This is a genomic window from Pokkaliibacter plantistimulans (assembly GCF_003194385.1).
In the GTDB taxonomy this organism is placed as follows: Bacteria; Pseudomonadota; Gammaproteobacteria; order Pseudomonadales; family Balneatricaceae; genus Pokkaliibacter; species Pokkaliibacter plantistimulans.
In genome coordinates this window covers 1-16063 of the sequence record NZ_LAPT01000033.1, presented here as the reverse complement: position 1 = coordinate 16063, position 16063 = coordinate 1, and the positions used below count along the sequence as shown (strand labels likewise).

16 protein-coding genes are annotated in these 16063 nt (G+C 57.0%); 10 read left to right on the top strand and 6 right to left on the bottom strand.

Annotated features, from left to right (window positions below; translation table 11 throughout):
* Positions 1-130: 130 nt before the first annotated feature.
* The 3 genes from WH50_RS08045 to WH50_RS08035 all read left to right on the top strand — a co-directional run bounded on the left by WH50_RS08045 (position 131) and on the right by WH50_RS08035 (position 2330).
* Positions 131-1288: a cation diffusion facilitator family transporter gene (locus WH50_RS08045; protein WP_110186855.1), complete on the top strand. Its 1158-nt coding sequence runs from the start codon at positions 131-133 to the stop codon at positions 1286-1288.
* A gap of 1 nt (position 1289) precedes the next feature.
* Positions 1290-1898, top strand: a complete 609-nt coding sequence (locus WH50_RS08040; protein ID WP_110186854.1) for a YigZ family protein — start codon at positions 1290-1292, stop codon at positions 1896-1898.
* Positions 1899-2093: 195 nt separating this feature from the next.
* Entirely contained in the window at positions 2094-2330 is a 237-nt protein-coding gene (locus tag WH50_RS08035) for an MbcA/ParS/Xre antitoxin family protein (RefSeq protein WP_110186853.1), read from the top strand.
* An 80-nt stretch (positions 2331-2410) separates the two neighbouring features.
* Here the strand turns inward: WH50_RS08035 and WH50_RS08030 are convergent, their stop codons facing one another.
* A complete protein-coding gene (locus WH50_RS08030; protein WP_110186852.1) occupies positions 2411-3187 on the bottom strand; it encodes a DeoR/GlpR family DNA-binding transcription regulator in 777 nt (258 codons plus the stop codon).
* Positions 3188-3566: 379 nt separating this feature from the next.
* Between WH50_RS08030 and ltnD the strand changes: the two genes are divergently transcribed.
* From ltnD to WH50_RS08005, 5 genes are all read left to right on the top strand, one after another.
* Complete coding sequence (ltnD, locus tag WH50_RS08025) at positions 3567-4475, top strand: L-threonate dehydrogenase (protein WP_104153819.1); 909 nt, start codon at positions 3567-3569, stop codon at positions 4473-4475.
* A 5-nt stretch (positions 4476-4480) separates the two neighbouring features.
* Positions 4481-5782, top strand: a complete 1302-nt coding sequence (gene otnK, locus WH50_RS08020; RefSeq protein ID WP_110186851.1) for a 3-oxo-tetronate kinase — start codon at positions 4481-4483, stop codon at positions 5780-5782.
* Positions 5779-6411, top strand: coding sequence for a 3-oxo-tetronate 4-phosphate decarboxylase (otnC, locus tag WH50_RS08015; protein ID WP_110186850.1), 633 nt, complete (start codon positions 5779-5781; stop codon positions 6409-6411). Before otnK ends, otnC begins: the two co-directional genes overlap by 4 nt.
* A complete protein-coding gene (otnI, locus tag WH50_RS08010) occupies positions 6411-7187 on the top strand; it encodes a 2-oxo-tetronate isomerase (protein ID WP_341476828.1) in 777 nt (258 codons plus the stop codon). The genes otnC and otnI overlap by 1 nt, the downstream gene beginning before the upstream one ends.
* A gap of 113 nt (positions 7188-7300) precedes the next feature.
* Complete coding sequence (locus tag WH50_RS08005; protein ID WP_110186848.1) at positions 7301-8767, top strand: GntP family permease; 1467 nt, start codon at positions 7301-7303, stop codon at positions 8765-8767.
* Between the two features lie 111 nt (positions 8768-8878).
* Here WH50_RS08005 and WH50_RS08000 read toward each other — a convergent pair whose 3' ends face one another.
* The 5 genes from WH50_RS08000 to WH50_RS07980 all read right to left on the bottom strand — a co-directional run bounded on the left by WH50_RS08000 (position 8879) and on the right by WH50_RS07980 (position 12946).
* Positions 8879-9835 (bottom strand): 2-hydroxyacid dehydrogenase, encoded by a 957-nt coding sequence (locus WH50_RS08000; RefSeq protein ID WP_110186847.1) that lies wholly within the window; start codon positions 9833-9835, stop codon positions 8879-8881.
* Positions 9836-10006: 171 nt separating this feature from the next.
* Positions 10007-10882, bottom strand: a complete 876-nt coding sequence (locus WH50_RS07995) for an NAD-dependent protein deacetylase (protein WP_243410038.1) — start codon at positions 10880-10882, stop codon at positions 10007-10009.
* A 45-nt stretch (positions 10883-10927) separates the two neighbouring features.
* Positions 10928-11611, bottom strand: coding sequence for a DNA polymerase III subunit epsilon (dnaQ, locus tag WH50_RS07990; RefSeq protein WP_110186846.1), 684 nt, complete (start codon positions 11609-11611; stop codon positions 10928-10930).
* Between the two features lie 128 nt (positions 11612-11739).
* Positions 11740-12204: a ribonuclease HI gene (rnhA, locus tag WH50_RS07985; RefSeq protein WP_104153826.1), complete on the bottom strand. Its 465-nt coding sequence runs from the start codon at positions 12202-12204 to the stop codon at positions 11740-11742.
* A complete protein-coding gene (locus WH50_RS07980; protein WP_133251281.1) occupies positions 12194-12946 on the bottom strand; it encodes a class I SAM-dependent methyltransferase in 753 nt (250 codons plus the stop codon). The genes rnhA and WH50_RS07980 overlap by 11 nt, the downstream gene beginning before the upstream one ends.
* A gap of 263 nt (positions 12947-13209) precedes the next feature.
* On the opposite strand from WH50_RS07980, the gene gloB reads away from it, so the two are divergent.
* Both gloB and WH50_RS07970 read left to right on the top strand, forming a co-directional pair.
* Complete coding sequence (gene gloB, locus WH50_RS07975) at positions 13210-14007, top strand: hydroxyacylglutathione hydrolase (RefSeq protein WP_110186845.1); 798 nt, start codon at positions 13210-13212, stop codon at positions 14005-14007.
* A 246-nt stretch (positions 14008-14253) separates the two neighbouring features.
* Positions 14254-15945 carry a lytic transglycosylase gene (locus WH50_RS07970; protein ID WP_133251280.1) on the top strand — a complete coding sequence of 564 codons (1692 nt, stop codon included), beginning with the start codon at positions 14254-14256 and terminating at the stop codon, positions 15943-15945.
* Positions 15946-16063 lie beyond the last annotated feature (118 nt).

Here is a 16063-nt window from a genome sequence, read left to right as displayed (position 1 = left end):
AAAATGTGGATAACTGTGTTAGCAGGTCAGCTCAAGCAAGCAGTGGCGCGGCTCGTCTTAAACTGTCGCCAAAATACTCAGTCAATTAGTGCTGTCACTGACCACCCATTCACAGAGAGATTGCCAATCCATGAACCCCACTCCGCAGGAAAAACATCAGACCCTGCAACGCGTGACCATTGTTGGCTCCGTTATCAATCTGGCACTGGGTATTGCCAAAATTCTGCTTGGCTGGATGTTCCGCTCCCATGCACTGTTAGCGGATGGTATTCATTCCCTGTCTGATCTGCTGTCAGACATTCTGGTACTGGTACTGGGCAAGATTGCGCATCAGGGCCCCGATACCAATCACCCCTATGGCCACGAGCGTTTCGAGACCCTGGGTACCGTCTTACTTGGCATGATTCTCGGTGCAGTCGCCGGGGCACTGGGCTACGACAGCATCGTTCGCCTGTTCGGTCACAGCACTCCGGCTCAGACCAGCTGGCTTACTCTGGCCATTACCCTGTTTTCCATTCTTTCCAAGGAATGGCTGTATCACTACACCCTGAAAGCGGGAAAGCAGATCCGCTCAGATCTGCTGATAGCCAACGCCTGGCATCATCGTACTGATTCGCTGTCCTCCATCGTGGTGCTGGTAGCACTGATTGGGAATTATATTGGCCTCAGCTGGCTGGACCCTGTGGCGGCGCTGGTGGTGGCGTTCATGGTCGCCAGGATAGGCTGGGAGCTGACCTGGAGCAGTTTGCAGGAGCTGACCGACCGCGCCCTGCCTGAAGAGGAAACCGAGGCGATCATGCAGGCCATGAGCCAGGAACCGGGCATCAAGGATGTCCATGATTTGCGCAGTCGCAAAATGGGCAGCCATTATCTGGTGGATGTGCATCTGGTCGTCAGTGATGAATTGTCTGCCGCCGAGGCCCATCACGTAGGATTGCGCGCCACTCAGCGAGCGCGCAAAGCCTGTGCCGACATTCGCGACATTGTCTTTCACATTGATGTCAGTGTCGATGAACAGGGCCAGCTGCATCTCCCCAGCAGGCATGATGTGATGCAATGGCTGCGGCCAAGACTGCAGGAGCGCCAGCTACATCTGCATCACCTCAAACTGTACTACCTGAACCGGCAGGTGCGTGTTGAGTTGTACTTCGACCACCACCAGCAAAGCACCACCCTTGAGCTGCAACAGGAACTGATTGCCGACCGGCCAGTCTGGCTGGAGGATATTCGCCTGTGGTTCACACCGGCAGCGCCTGCATCCAACGCTCACCAGCAGGACGCTGACTGAGATGTCGGCAGCCTATTCGATACCCGCTGCACCGGCCACAGTCAGCGGCGAGATCAAGCGCAGCGAGTTTATTACCTGCATTGCCCATACCCCGGGGCGTGAAGCAGTCGCCGCCTTCATTCAGTCCTGTCGTGATGCCCATCCGAAAGCCAATCATCACTGCTACGCATTTATTGCTGGCGCTCCCTACGATGACACCAGCCATGGCAGCAGTGATGATGGCGAACCTGCTGGCAGTGCCGGACGACCGATGCTCAACGTACTCAGCCATTCAGGTATCGGAGAGATCACCGTGGTGGTCATCCGCTACTTCGGAGGGATCAAACTGGGTGTCGGTGGACTGGTCAGAGCTTACAGCCAGAGCACTCAGGACGGATTGAAGGAGCTTCTCCTTCAACAGTTCACGCCGCGCTTCCCTCTCTGGCTGCGTTGTGACTACCCAACCCATGCCCAGTTACTGCGTCGCCTGCCTGAATGGGATGCGAAAGTGGAACAGGAGCACTTTGCCGTGGATGTCACCCTTTGTATGGCCGTCCCTTCAGCACTGCGTGATCAGGCATGTCAAAGCCTGCTGCAACTGGGTTGTCAGCTGTGTGATCCGCCCGCATAACAAGAGCGACAGACGTCACCCCCCTTGCCCTGGAACGTATTGGCGCTCCTGGTGGCAAGGCAGGCCTTGCTGGTTACGACGATTGAACTATGAAAAAATGCATATCAATGCGCGACAGCAGTAACGACATCGAGATGAGAGCTGATAAACTGCAAGGCGTTTAGTAAGTCACAACTCTTTTGAGGAGGAGTCCCTATGTCTGCCCTCACAACCAAAGATGTAGCCCAGCGCCTGCATCGCTACGACCTGGATGAGCTGATTGATCGAGGTGCACAAATTTTTGGGGACAAAGAGCAATTCTTTCAGTGGATGCTGAATAGTCAGGACACCTTTAATGGCATTCGTCCGATCGACATTCTCGACAGTGAAGATGGCAAGGAAGAGCTGATCGATACACTGACCGTGCTTGAGAACGCGCACCAGTATGGTTGAGCAGTTCCACCTCTGAGTACCATAAGGCCGGCATTTCCGGCCTTTTCTATTTCCACTGCCAGCCTCGGATGGCCAGACGGTCAGGCCGATGTTTCTGTGGCCACAACATGCAGCTTTGTTCCCTGCTGCTGCACTACCAGCCTCGCCGACAGCGACAGATCACTGTCCGACACAATGGCATCCAGCTCTGACAGCGCACATACCTTGAACGTACCTACCTGACCATATTTGGAAGAGTCACTGACCAGAATACTTTTCTGTGCAGCCCGCATCGCCGCCTGTTTGACGGGCACTTTACTTTCACTGGGAGTGGACACGCCGCGACTGTCCCACGATGCAGTTGAGAGAAAGCATATATCCAGATTGAACTGCTCCAGCGTACGTGCTGTCAGGGTGCCAACACAGGACTGATTATCCCGCGTCACCAGTCCACCAGTGTGATACAGCTCACACTCGGCAAACTCCGTCAGCAACGCTGCGATGGCAAAATCATTGGTCACTACCATCACATCTGGGCGCTGGCAAAGATGGCGCGCAATCTCCAGTGTTGTGGTACCCGCGTCAAGATAGACTCGTGCAGCAGGACCAATCAGTGCCGCCGCCGCTTTACCAATGCTGACTTTTTTGTGATGCTCCAGACCCTCCTTGGTCTTGTGAGACGGTTCGCTGGTAATCAGCCTGCTGAGCTGAACACCGCCCGACACCGATACCACCCGCCCCTGTGACTCCAGGCTTTGTATATCCCGGCGCACGGTCATATGTGACACAGCCAGCGTTTCAGTCAGCTCGGCAATACTGATCACTTCTTTCTGAGTCAGCAGCGCAATGATCTTGCGCTGACGTTCTGCTGGAATCATGCCTGTTCTCAAACCTTCACATCAACGAGAGGGCAATATACCACCGAACCCCGGCAGCAAGGCGAGCGCTCTGGCTGTGAAATATTGTTATTTTCCCATTTATTCCGCCATCCAGAGCAGAGGTAGCATGTTGCCGTACTCATTCAACGTGACAATTTAACTTTTAATCACATTAATTAGTTGTATTTAGTTAAAATCACGCAGTATTATCCTGCGTTATCAGGACAAGCTCAGCCCACTTAACAAAATCTCACAACAAACACATTTCTCCCTTGAGCTTGCATAAGGCTTTACTGATCCAACCCGCACCACCCTGCCCATCCGGACAATGCGGGAACAGGATCAAACAGATCACCTACAACGATAACAAGGTAGCCTAATGACCACTTCAGCTTCTTCCGTCGGCGTCATCGGTCTCGGTTCCATGGGTATGGGTGCCGCGCAATCCTGCATTCGCGCCGGTCTGCCTACCTACGGGTTTGACATCAATCCGGGCGCACTGGAGGCTTTGCATCATGCCGGTGCCAAGGCAGTAGCCGTTTCTGCCATTGAACTGGCATCGCAGCTGGACTGTCTGGTCCTGCTGGTGGTCAATGCCGCTCAGGTCAATGCCATTCTTTTTGGTGAACAGGGCGTTGCCCCTCATCTGCGTCCCGGCACTGCAGTGATGATCTCCTCCACCATGTCGGCCGCCGATGCCATCGCCATTGAGCAACAACTAAATCAATATCAACTGCTGATGCTGGATGCACCGGTATCGGGCGGTGCCGCCAAAGCTGCCGCAGGCGTAATGACCGTAATGGCCTCCGGCAGTGACGAAGCCTTCGCCAGATTACAACCCGTGCTGGATGCGGTTGCTGGAAAGGTCTACCGCATTGGTGATCAGATTGGTCTGGGGGCGACCGTCAAGGTGATTCACCAGCTGCTGGCAGGTGTGCATATCGCCGCCGGTGCTGAAGCCATGGCCATGGCCGCACGTGCAGGGATTCCGCTGGAGCTGATGTATGACGTGGTCACCAACGCGGCAGGCAACTCCTGGATGTTTGAGAACCGCATGAAGCATGTCGTCGATGGCGACTACACACCGCTGTCTGCGGTCGATATTTTCGTCAAGGATCTGAATCTGGTGGCGGATACAGCCAAGGCCCTGAAGTTTCCGACCCCTCTTGCCTCCACGGCACTCAACATGTTTACCAGCGCCAGCAATGCAGGCTATGGCAAGGAGGATGACAGCGCCGTGATCAAGATCTTCGCTGGCATTGCGCTGCCTGGCGTCAGCAAGGAGTGAGCGGCATGATCACCTCTCAATACGTCCCCATCAGACTCGGCGTCATCGCCGACGACTTCACCGGCGCCACCGATATTGCAGGCTTTCTGGTGCAGAATGGCGTCAGTACCGTGCAGCTGAGCGGCATTCCTGACGCCCCTGTTACCGTTGACGCTCAGGCCATTGTCATCAGCCTCAAGATTCGCTCCTGCCCTGCCGCTCAGGCCGTCGATACAGCACTGCAGGCCCACGAATGGTTGCGCAAGGCGGGCTGCAACCGTTTCTACTTCAAGTATTGCTCGACCTTTGACAGCACCGCTGCCGGGAACATTGGCCCTGTCACCGATGCCCTGCTGGATGCCTGTCAGCAGCCACTGGCGATTATTTGCCCGTCGCTCCCGGTCAATGGACGGACGGTCTATCAGGGTCATCTGTTTGTGTTTGATCAGCTCCTCAGTGAGTCAGGGATGCGCCATCACCCGGTGACCCCCATGACCGACAGCCATCTGGGCCGAGTCATGGAAGCACAGGCGCGCGGTCAGGCCGGACTGGTCAGCTATGACGTTATCAGGCACGGCAGCGCTGTGATTGCCGAACGCCTGCAGGAGCTGACGGAACAGGGTAAACGTTACGCAGTCATGGACACGCTGCAGGAACAGCATCTGCTCGATATCGCCGCAGCCGTTATCGACCAGCCACTAGTTACCGGTGGCTCCGGGCTCGCTATCGGGCTGGCCAGACTGATGGCCACGGAAGACACGGCTCAGAACCATGCTGCTGAAGCGGAAGGCCGCCCGGCGCCGGGCCCGAGCCTCATTCTGTCCGGCTCCTGCTCTGAGATGACCAACCGCCAGGTAAATCATTATCTGCCTCTGGCGGCACATCGCATGATCGATATCCAACGCTGTCTGGAAGACGGCCCCGCCTATTTGCTGGAGTTGCAGCAATGGAGCAGCGAACAGGCCCTGCAAGCCTATCAGCAGGGGCAGCCTGCGCCGCTGCTGTACGCCACGGCCACACCTGATCAGGTCAGTGCGACGCAACAGGCCTATGGTGCAGAACGCGCCAGTCAGGCTATTGAAGCGCTGTTTGGCCAGCTGGCAGCCGGTGTTTACCAGCAGGGTGTGCGTAACTTCATCATCGCCGGAGGGGAAACCTCCAGCAGCGTCACTCAGGCACTGGCCGTCAACGCCTTCCATATTGGCCCGCAGATAGCGCCGGGCGTGCCCTGGGTACGCGCCACCGACCGCCTGCTGTCGATGGCGCTCAAGTCCGGCAATTTCGGCAGTGAAAGTTTCTTCAGCCGCGCTCAGGAGTTCCTGCAATGAACGAGCATGATACCCGTCAGGCCATGGTCGAGCTGGGCCTGTCCCTGTTCAATCGCGGCTATGCCACCGGTGGCTCCGGCAACCTGTCGGCCCGACTGGATGATGGCCGCATTATCGCCACGCCTACCAATTCCTGTCTCGGCCGTCTGCAGGCGGAACGCCTGTCACTGGTGGACGAGGAAGGTCGCCACCTGCAGGGCGACAAACCCACCAAGGAGCTGAGCTTCCACCTGTCGCTGTACCAGAATGACCCCGGCAAGCGCGCCGTGGTGCATCTGCACTGCACCTATCTGACCGCCCTGTCCTGCCTTGAGGGTCTGGACAGCAGCAATGTTATTCGCCCGTTTACGCCTTATTACGTCATGCGTGTCGGTCAGCTGCCGCTGATCCCCTATTACCACCCGGGAGATGAGCGCATCGCCCGTGATCTGGGCGAACAGGCGCGCAATTACAATGCCTTTCTGCTGGCCAATCACGGCCCGGTCGTCACCGGCCGTGACCTGTACCACGCCGTGGACAATATGGAAGAGCTTGAAGAAACCGCGCGGCTGGCACTGCTGCTTTCCCAGCAGCAGGTCCGTTATCTGAGCGAACAGGAAGTCCTTGAATTAAGCCGGAGGAAAGTCTGATGCGTCTGGCAGCCAACCTTACCATGCTGTTCAACGAAGTCGCGTTTATGCAGCGCTTCGCACTGGCCGCTGAACAGGGCTTCAAGGCCGTCGAGTTTCTCTTTCCGTACGAGTTTGATGCCGACCTGCTGGCGCACGAACTGCACCGACATGGTTTGACCCAGGCCTTGTTCAACATGCCACCGGGCGACTGGGCGGCAGGCGAGCGCGGTATGGCAGCGATACCTGGGCGTGAGGAAGAGTTTCGCAGCCATCTGCCGACCGTACTGAAATACGCGCAGGCATTGCAGTGCAAACAGGTCCATGCCATGGCAGGGATAGTGCCTGCCGGAGCACAACGAGCAGATTATGAGGCGACCTTCATCGCCAACCTGCGCCATGCCGCTGACTTTTTTGCGCCTCACAGCATCAGAGTACTGACTGAACCCCTCAATCAGCGTGACATGCCGGGCTACTTTATCAGCCATCAGCGTCAGGCGGCGGCACTGATAGACCAGATCGACCGCGCCAATGTCGGTCTGCAGTTTGACTGCTACCACGCGCAGATCATGGACGGCGACCTGAGCCGCCTGATCGAGTCGCTGCTGCCTTATATCGCCCATATCCAGATCGCTTCTGTCCCGCAGCGGAATGAACCGGATCAGGGCGAACTGAATTATCCCCACTTGTTCCAGCATCTGGAGCAGCTGGGATATCAGGGATGGATAGGTTGTGAATACAAACCTGCCTCCACCACTCTGGATGGACTGGGATGGGCTCAACCTTACCTGAGCTGAACCGCCATCGGTAACACCCGAAGTAAAGAGCAAACGTCATAACAACAACAATGACAGCAGTCTGAAACCTGACCTGTCCGGGTCAGCTCATGCCTGCTTACGAGGTTCTAACGATGAATACCACTCTGATTGGTGTACTGCTGGGCATGATCGCCCTGCTGTTCATGGTGCTGCGCACCCGCATTCACGTTTTCCCGGCCATGGTCATCGCTACGCTGATCATGGGCCTGTTTGCTGGCATGGCGCCAGCTGATCTGACCAAGACGCTGACCACCGGCTTTGGCAACACGCTGTCATCCATTGGACTGATTATCGGTTTTGGCGTCATGATGGGCGCCTGCTTCGAGATTTCCGGTGCCGCCAAACGCATGGCCAAAACCTTCATCAAGATCTTTGGCAAAGGCCGCGAGGACATCGCGCTGGGTGTGACCGGGCTGGTGGTCTCCATACCGGTGTTCTGTGACTCGGCCTATATCCTGCTGCAGTCACTGGTACGGGCCATATCGCGCAACACCGGCAAATCGGCGGTCGGGCTGGGCGCTGCGCTGGCCATCGGCCTGCTCATAACCCATGCCATGGTGCCTCCCACTCCGGGCCCGGTCGGTGTGGCCGGCATTCTCAATGTGGACATCGGTAGCTTCATGCTGTGGGGTATTGTGATCTCCATCCCCATGCTGCTGGTCACCCTGCTGTATACCCGTCGCGTCGGCGAACAGTTCTTCCGCATGCCTGCCGCAGATGGCAGCTGGATTCTGTCACGAGCAGGCATCGACAGCGCTGAACAGATCAGCGATATGGATGACAAGGATCTGCCCGGCAACCTGCTGGCCTTCAGCCCCATCGTGCTGCCCATCATCCTGATCCTGATCCGCACCCTCTTCCCCAACGTACCCGGGCTGGCAGGTGATGTGATTCAACTGGTGGGGCATCCTGTGATCGCTGTCGGTATCGGCGTGTTGATCGCCGTGTACGGTCTGACCGGCAAGCTGTCGCGTGAAGAAATCTTCACCGCCATGGATCGTGGCGTGTCTGAGACGGGCATCATCCTGCTGGTTACCGGTGCAGGCGGCGCCATGGGTGCCATCCTGAAAGCATCCGGTGCGGGCGATGCCATCGCCTCATCCGTGGTCGCTTCCGGCCTGCCTGGCATCATGATCCCCCTGTTCATTTCTGCGCTGTTGCGTGCCGTTCAGGGTTCAGCCACCGTCAGTATGATCACTACCGCATCCATCACTGCGCCACTCATTGCAGGGCTGCAACTGGACCCGCTGTTTGTTGCACTGGCCTGTGCGGTCGGTACAGTGGGCTTCAGCCACTTCAACGACTCCTACTTCCACGTTGTCACCCGTACTCTGGGTATCAGTGACACCCGCTCACAGCTGCGTATCTGGAGCGTGACCGCCACTATCGCCGGGGGCACAGGTGCCACCATGGTGGTGCTGCTCAATCTGCTGTTCGGCTCTGGCGGTACCGCGTTTGACCCGGTCGTTCCCGTCATCCTGACGCTGGTATTGCTGGCGCTGGGGCGTAAACGCGAAGACATCACCCTGCAGGGCGTCACCAGCAAACAAGGTGCCTGACGTTCATCTGAACAACCGTAAATAAAAAATCCGGCGGGAAAACCGCCGGATTTTTTCTTTTGACGCAAAGCCTGAAAGTACAGCGATGATCGCCACACTGTCAGGTGCAGGTCATACGACTCGCCGCACCAGCTGCCCCTGATGCCAGCCGCGCAGATTCTCCTTCAACTGCGTCACCATGCGCTGCCGCGATTCCACCGTGGCCCAAGCGTTGTGAGGAGTAACAATCAGGTTATCAAGCGGTTCATCCAGCAGGATGTTGCCTTCTCGAGGAGGCTCCACACTCAGCACATCGGTTGCCGCAGCGGCAATGATGCCGTGCTTCACCGCCTGATGCAGATCCTGTTCGTTGACGATGCCACCGCGGGCCGTATTGACCAGCATGGCACGGGTTTTCATCAACCCCAGACGACGGGCATCAATCAGATTGCGGGTGGCGTCTGTCAACGGGCAATGCAGGGTCAGGAAGTCTACCTGAGGCAGCAGCGCATCCAGCTCGATGCGTCCATCCGTCGCTTCGGTGCCGGGGCGGGCAGCGACCAGCACCTTCATACCAAACGCCTTTGCCAGATGGGCAACCGCCTGCCCCAGTTCACCATAGCCAATGATCCCCAGCGTCTTGCCCGCCAGTTCACCCATCGGGTAGTCCGCCAGACAGAAGGTGCTGCTTTTCTGCCAGCGCCCTTCAGCGATGTCGGCCTGATACCAGGTAAACCGGGTTGCCAGCACCAGCATCAGCATCAGCGTATGCTGAGCCACTGCGGGCGTACCGTAACCCTGACAGTTGCAGACCGGGATGCCGCGCGCCTGTGCCGCCTGCAAATCCACGTTATTGGTGCCGGTGGCTGAGACGAGAATCAGCTTGAGGTCAGGCAACGCCTGGATGGTGTCGGCCGTCAGTACCACCTTGTTGACGATAGCGACCGTGGCCCCCTGCAGTCGTTCCAGCACCTGTTCCGGCCGGGTGCCGGGATACTTCACGTAGCTCAGACCCGGCAGATGCAATCCACGCATATCGAGATCACCAAAATCCAGACTCGCTTCATCAAGAAAGACAATACTCGACATGGGCTCATTCGCTCCTTGGTATCGATAGAAAAGTAGGGAAACAAGGTAACTGTTCGGCGGTCCCTGTGCTGCAGGCACTACAGCACGCGACTCTCTTTACACAACATTGGTCACGCAATGTTCGCCACGCAACGTTCGCCATACCACAGAGCACTGGCTCAACGAACCGCGTTACAGACCTGAAGACAGTTGGGGCAAGGCCAGATCAGCCGCCAGCGGCAGTTTGAAATGCAGCAGATCATCAGCTCGGGTCTTGCCCATATTGATGGCAATCATCGGCTTGCCCAGCTCATGGGCACGCCGGCAAAACCGGAAGCTGGAAAACACCATCAGCGACGTACCGATCACCAGAACACCATCTGCCGCCTCCAGTGCAGCAAAAGAGCGATCAACCCGCTCACGAGGCACATGATCACCGTAGAACACCACATCGGGCTTAAGAATGCCGTTACAGGCAGGGCAATCGACCACCCGAAAGTGACTGAAATCGATGCCATCCAGATCCGCATCACCATCCGGCGCGGTGTCCGCGCGCATGGCCGCATAATCCGGGTTGAGCAGCGCCATGTGCTGGTGATGTTCATCCCGCGGCATCAGCAGGCCACAGGACATGCAACGAATATCGGCGGAACGCCCGTGCAGATCGACCACCTGCTGGCTGCCTGCTTTCTGATGCAGGCCATCGACATTCTGGGTTACCAGCAACTCCACCTTGCCGCGCTGCTCCCAGTCTGCCAGCGCTCTGTGTGCGGCATTGGGCTGCGCCCGCGACATCACCGGCCAGCCCACCAGACTGCGCGCCCAGAAACGCTGACGACAGGCTTGCTGCTTCATGAAGTCCGCATGCTGAACGGGAGGATTTCGCTTCCAGTTACCTTCGTGGTCACGATAGTCGGGAATTCCCGAGGCGGTGCTGATACCGGCCCCGGTAATCACAAACAGGCGAGGATGGCTGCGCAGCCAGTCGGATGTTCTGGCGAACAGCGCTTCACGGCTCTGTGCAGTTGCCATTGACTCTTCACTGCTTACTGCGTCCTGACCATTCATGCTGCTTTCCTTTATCTGACCGGCCTGCCTGAACACGCGGCTGGCTTACCAGGCGTTTTCATCCACACCCATTTTGCCGAGAAACTGCCGATGGCTGGCCATTTCTGCCTCGGTAGGTTGCAGCACCGGGATGGCTGCCTTTCGCACTACCCGACGGATAATACCGGCATCATCCTCACCTTCCCCTTCACCTGCCAGCATCAGGCTGGTCTGGCCACCGGTCATCAGCAGATACACATCAGCCAGAATCTCGGAGTCAAGCAAGGCGCCGTGCAGGGTACGCCCGGAGTTATCGACGCCCAGACGACGGCACAGCGCGTCCAGGTTGTTCTTCTGCCCCGGGTACATCTTCCGCGCCATCGCCAGGGTGTCGGTAATGGTGCAGATCTCATCGATACGCTGCAGTGCCGGGTTGTACATCTTCAATTCATGATTGAGGAAGCCAACGTCGAACGGCGCGTTATGGATGATCAGCTCAGCCCCGGTCACAAACGCCAGAAAGTCGTCCACCACTGCTGCAAACTTGGGTTTATCAATCAGAAACTCATCGGTAATGCCGTGCACCGCCACTGCTTCCGGGTCCACTTCACGCTCGGGATTGATGTAGACGTGAAAATGGCGACCGGTGTGCTTGCGATCCACCAGCTCGACGCAACCGATCTCCACCAGACGATGGCCTTGCAGGGGGTCGATACCGGTGGTTTCGGTATCCAGAATTATCTGTCTCATGGGGTTCGCTCTGCTCCTGCTTCCACCGCCTCACTACCTCCAACAGACTGGGCGGAATTTATTGCGGTGGGATGAACATCAAGATAATGACCTGCAACGCAGCAGGTCATCAGAAATAATAGATCAGATCACTTGGCACGCTCTTCAGCCAGCGCCTGCTCCAGTCCCTGATTGGCCAGCTGATCTGCCAGCTCATTGCCTTCATGGCCTGCGTGGCCCTTGACCCAGTGCCAGCGCACATCATGCCGCTGGGTTTGCTCATCCAGCGCCTGCCACAGGTCCTTGTTCTTCACCGGCTCCTTGCTGGCCGTCTTCCAGCCCTTGGCTTTCCAGCCTTTCAGCCAGCTCTGAATACCCTGCTGCACATAGCGGGAATCGGTAAACAGATCCACAGGGCAGGGCCGTTTCAGTGCCCGAAGCGCTTCAATGGCGGCCATCAGTTCCATACGGTTGTTGGTCGTATGTGGTTCACCGCCGCACAGCGTACGCTCCACGCCCCGGTAACGCATGGCGGCTCCCCAGCCACCGGGGCCGGGGTTACCACGACAGGCGCCGTCGGTATAAATCACTACTCGTTGAGATTCAGTTGTCACCTTTGGGGTTCCGCATAGCTTTGGGATTGCGCATTGAAGGTCGTGCCACAGGCATTGGCAGCAGGGGTCTGACCCGCCAGCTGGGGCGAATCGGGATCATGCTGCTGACCTCCTTGCAGGCGACGGTGACGCTGAATACGCCAAACCAGTCCGCCAACCCATGTTGACAATAATTAAGCACCGGGCCATTGAAACGATGCACAAAATGACCCTGACGATGCTCCACCCGGCAAGACAGCAGTGTCAGCCAGTCATTGAGACGGCTCTTGCTCAGCGCAGGCCAGCGCCGCAGGCGGGTAAGGCCGGCAGGATTGTACCCAACGACCACCAAATGGCCAGAAGGAATCAATGCACGAATGGCCTCACGCAGCACCTGATGAGGCTGACGAGCAAAGTCCAGTACATGATGAAGGACGATGACATCGAGGGAGTTCTCGGCAAAGGGCAGCTCATCCGGACGCATCACCAGACCACCGAAAGGCAGTTCGCCGCGAGCACTGGGCAGACTGTGCATAATATGGCGGATGGTACTTTGCTGAGCCAGTTGCCGGCTGCCAGCCACACTTTGCGACAGCAGATGATAGCCAAACAGACCGGGCATGATGCGATCCAGCGCCTGCTGCTCAGCGGCCAGCAGTTGTTGCCCTGCCGGGCTGTCTAGCCAGTTACGCCACTTTTTCAGCGACGGCTTGTAAGCTGATTCATCAATCACAGAGGCCAATTTCACGGAAGCAACGCTCAAAGAAACAACCTCCTGTTGACTGCAAGTAACGCATCGACATCGTCGATACCACTTTATTCATATTCTGAGGGCATACTCAGCCCATGCTGGCGGAGCGTGTGCATCATCTGGAACCTGTGTACCACCTGCCGCGTATCGGTCACAGGGTATCGGCAACCTGACGCAGCAACGAGAGATCAGTATCAACACTGATCGTAAACCGCCTTGCTTACCCCCGGAAGAAAAGCGCTATCATAGCAGAAACCCTCGTATGGAGACGTACAATGCCCCGCATAACGCCCATCCCGGCCTTCAACGACAACTACATCTGGTGCTGGATTGATGAGGATAGCCACAGGGCTGCCGTTGTGGACCCGGGAGATGCGGACCCCGTCCTCAGCTTCCTCAAACAACACCAGCTGCAGCTCGATACCATTCTGGTCACCCATCATCATCATGATCACACCGGCGGCATTGAGCGCCTGCTGCAGGAGGCGTCACCGCAGTCCAGCATTCCGGTATACGGCCCATCCAACTCGGTGATCCGCAGTATTTCCGAACCGATGCATGAGGGTGAATCCTTCCTGCTGTTCGGGCGACGGGTGCAGGTGATGACTATTCCTGGCCATACCCTTGATCACATCGGCTATTTTGTCGCTGCCAGCGCTACTGACCAGACGCCATTTGTATTCTGTGGTGACACCTTGTTTCGGGCAGGCTGTGGCCGTCTGTTTGAAGGCACGCCGGAGCAGATGCTGCAATCCCTCAACCGTCTTAATGAACTGCCCGCCGAAACACTGGTCTACTGCACTCACGAGTACACCTTATCCAATCTGGCGTTTGCCGCTGCTGTCGAGCCACACAACCAGGCGATTCAGGAGGCCATCAAGGCCGATCAGCACAAGCGTCAGCAGCAGGTGCCTACCCTGCCCTCCACACTGGCAGAAGAGCGCAGGATCAATCCTTTTATGCGGACAGAAGCGCCTGCGGTGCAGGCTGCAGCGGGGAACCTCGAACAGATCGATACCACTAATGCAACAGAAGTGTTTAGAGTGATAAGGGATTGGAAGAATCGTTTCTGAACGTTTCTTGATCAATTTCCTTGACCGGACCCTTCAGGCTTTTTTAGAATCTCGCGGTTTCGACTCACTAGAGATGCTTTCCGACAGCATTTTTGAGCTCAGGCAGACAGCGTTTTCAGATACAAAACAGGCGTTTCTCTGGCACAGACAACGCCTTTTTATCGTGGATTCACGCTGGTAGTTCATGCCTGGGTACGCAGCAAATAATGGCCGGACGGAGAGCAGAACAACAGATTGGAGGCAGTTTTGCTCAGTAATGTTGGTTCTGTAATCGCCCCGAAACCCGCGCGTGTAACGTCCTGGCTGGGCCTTGCCTGTGTTTCCCTGCTGTTGAGTGCCTGTAATCAGGTGCCCCAGAAGCAGGCGGATACTGGTTATGCTCCCCACTATCGTGACAACGATATCCGGGTTCCAACCTATGTCCGTCCTACCCGCAGCAGTTCCATTGAACAGCGTCAGGTTGCTGATGACCCCGAGATCCGTCTGAACCAGCAGGAAGACGACGATCTATGGCAACAGACCCGTGATAATTTCCAGCTCAAAGGGTTTTATGACAACCCCCGCGTGCTAAGTCAACGGGAATGGTACGAAAGTTACAAACGCTATCTAGAAAAAGTCAGTAATCAGGCATCACCCTACTACTACCACGTACTGAACCAGGTGCTGGCGCGCAACATGCCCGCCGAGATCGCACTGCTACCTTTTATCGAAAGTGCCTACAACCCTATGGCGGTGTCCCCTTCCAAGGCCGCTGGCCCCTGGCAGTTCGTGCCCGGCACAGCCAAGCATCTGGGCATGCGCAAAAACGACTGGTATGACGCTCGACGTGACATCGTTGACTCGACTCAGGCTGCACTGAACTATCTGCAGGTGCTGGCTGACCGTTATAACGGTGACTGGCTGCTGGCACTGGCAGCCTACAACGCCGGTGAAGGCACCATCGATCAGGCCATCAGCCGTAATCAGGGCAAAGGCCTGCCCACCGACTACTGGTCACTGAATCTGCGCAATGAAACCGCGACCTACGTGCCACGTCTGCTGGCTCTGGCCTCGATTGTCGATGATCCGGAAGACTTTGGTGTAGCGCTGGCGCCCATCAGCAATTCTCCTTATTTCACCGTGGTCAAAACCCACGGCCAGATCGATCTGGATACCGCTGCCAACCTGGCTGGTGTCAGCAAATCAGAGCTGAGCGCTCTCAACCCCGGCTATACCTCCGGCGTCACCGCACCCAAAGGGGATGGCCCCGGCCGTCTGCTGGTGCCGATAGAGGCTGCCGAAACCCTGCGTATCGGTCTGAACAACATCACCCCGGAGCAGCAGGTAGCGTGGCGTCGCTATGAAGTTCGCCGTGGCGATAATCTGGGCGTTATTGCCGAGCGCTTTGGCACCTCAGCGCAGGCTATTAAGGACATTAACTCGCTGCGCTCCAACCGCCTGCGAGTAGGCACCAGCCTGATGATCCCGGGCACGTATAAGTCCATATCACAGCAGCAGATCGCCCAGACCAGCAAGGTGCAGCGCACCATCGCCCAGATCAACACCAGCAAGGGATCCTCGGCGCCAGCACCGGCCAAGAACCGCTCTTACAAGGTGCGTTCGGGTGACAGCCTGTACACCATTGCCCAGAAGAGCGGGATGAGCGTCAAGGAGCTGGCCTCCCTGAACAAACTCAACCCCCGGACCCCATTGAAAGTGGGGCAGACGCTGAGTCTCAAGGCACTGCAAAAAAGCAGCGCCCAGCAGCAGGTGGCATCCAGCAAGGTCAACTACAAGGTCAGAAATGGTGATTCCCTGTCGACCATTGCCGACCGTTTCAATGTCAGTGTCAAATCACTGCAGACCTGGAATGGCCTGAAAAACCACAGCATTCGCGCCGGGCAGAGCCTGACGGTCTACACCAGTGAAGTGGCTTCTGCAGGTGCCAGCGATACCTGACCTGCTCCTTTAACAGGCTGTTGAAAAACGTTATCGAGGCAGCCGGGACAAGGAAATACCCCGAGGGCACAAGAAACAGGCGAAAAAGCGGAGTTTAGTGGACTAAATGAGCATTTGA

Coding starts and splice junctions, on each gene's coding strand:
- WH50_RS08045 (WP_110186855.1), top strand. CDS start 131: ATGAACCCCACTCCGCAGGAAAAACATCAGACCCTGCAACGCGTGACC.
- WH50_RS08040 (WP_110186854.1), top strand. CDS start 1,290: ATGTCGGCAGCCTATTCGATACCCGCTGCACCGGCCACAGTCAGCGGC.
- WH50_RS08035 (WP_110186853.1), top strand. CDS start 2,094: ATGTCTGCCCTCACAACCAAAGATGTAGCCCAGCGCCTGCATCGCTAC.
- WH50_RS08030 (WP_110186852.1), bottom strand. CDS start 3,187: ATGATTCCAGCAGAACGTCAGCGCAAGATCATTGCGCTGCTGACTCAG.
- ltnD (WP_104153819.1), top strand. CDS start 3,567: ATGACCACTTCAGCTTCTTCCGTCGGCGTCATCGGTCTCGGTTCCATG.
- otnK (WP_110186851.1), top strand. CDS start 4,481: ATGATCACCTCTCAATACGTCCCCATCAGACTCGGCGTCATCGCCGAC.
- otnC (WP_110186850.1), top strand. CDS start 5,779: ATGAACGAGCATGATACCCGTCAGGCCATGGTCGAGCTGGGCCTGTCC.
- otnI (WP_341476828.1), top strand. CDS start 6,411: ATGCGTCTGGCAGCCAACCTTACCATGCTGTTCAACGAAGTCGCGTTT.
- WH50_RS08005 (WP_110186848.1), top strand. CDS start 7,301: ATGAATACCACTCTGATTGGTGTACTGCTGGGCATGATCGCCCTGCTG.
- WH50_RS08000 (WP_110186847.1), bottom strand. CDS start 9,835: ATGTCGAGTATTGTCTTTCTTGATGAAGCGAGTCTGGATTTTGGTGAT.
- WH50_RS07995 (WP_243410038.1), bottom strand. CDS start 10,882: ATGAATGGTCAGGACGCAGTAAGCAGTGAAGAGTCAATGGCAACTGCA.
- dnaQ (WP_110186846.1), bottom strand. CDS start 11,611: ATGAGACAGATAATTCTGGATACCGAAACCACCGGTATCGACCCCCTG.
- gloB (WP_110186845.1), top strand. CDS start 13,210: ATGCCCCGCATAACGCCCATCCCGGCCTTCAACGACAACTACATCTGG.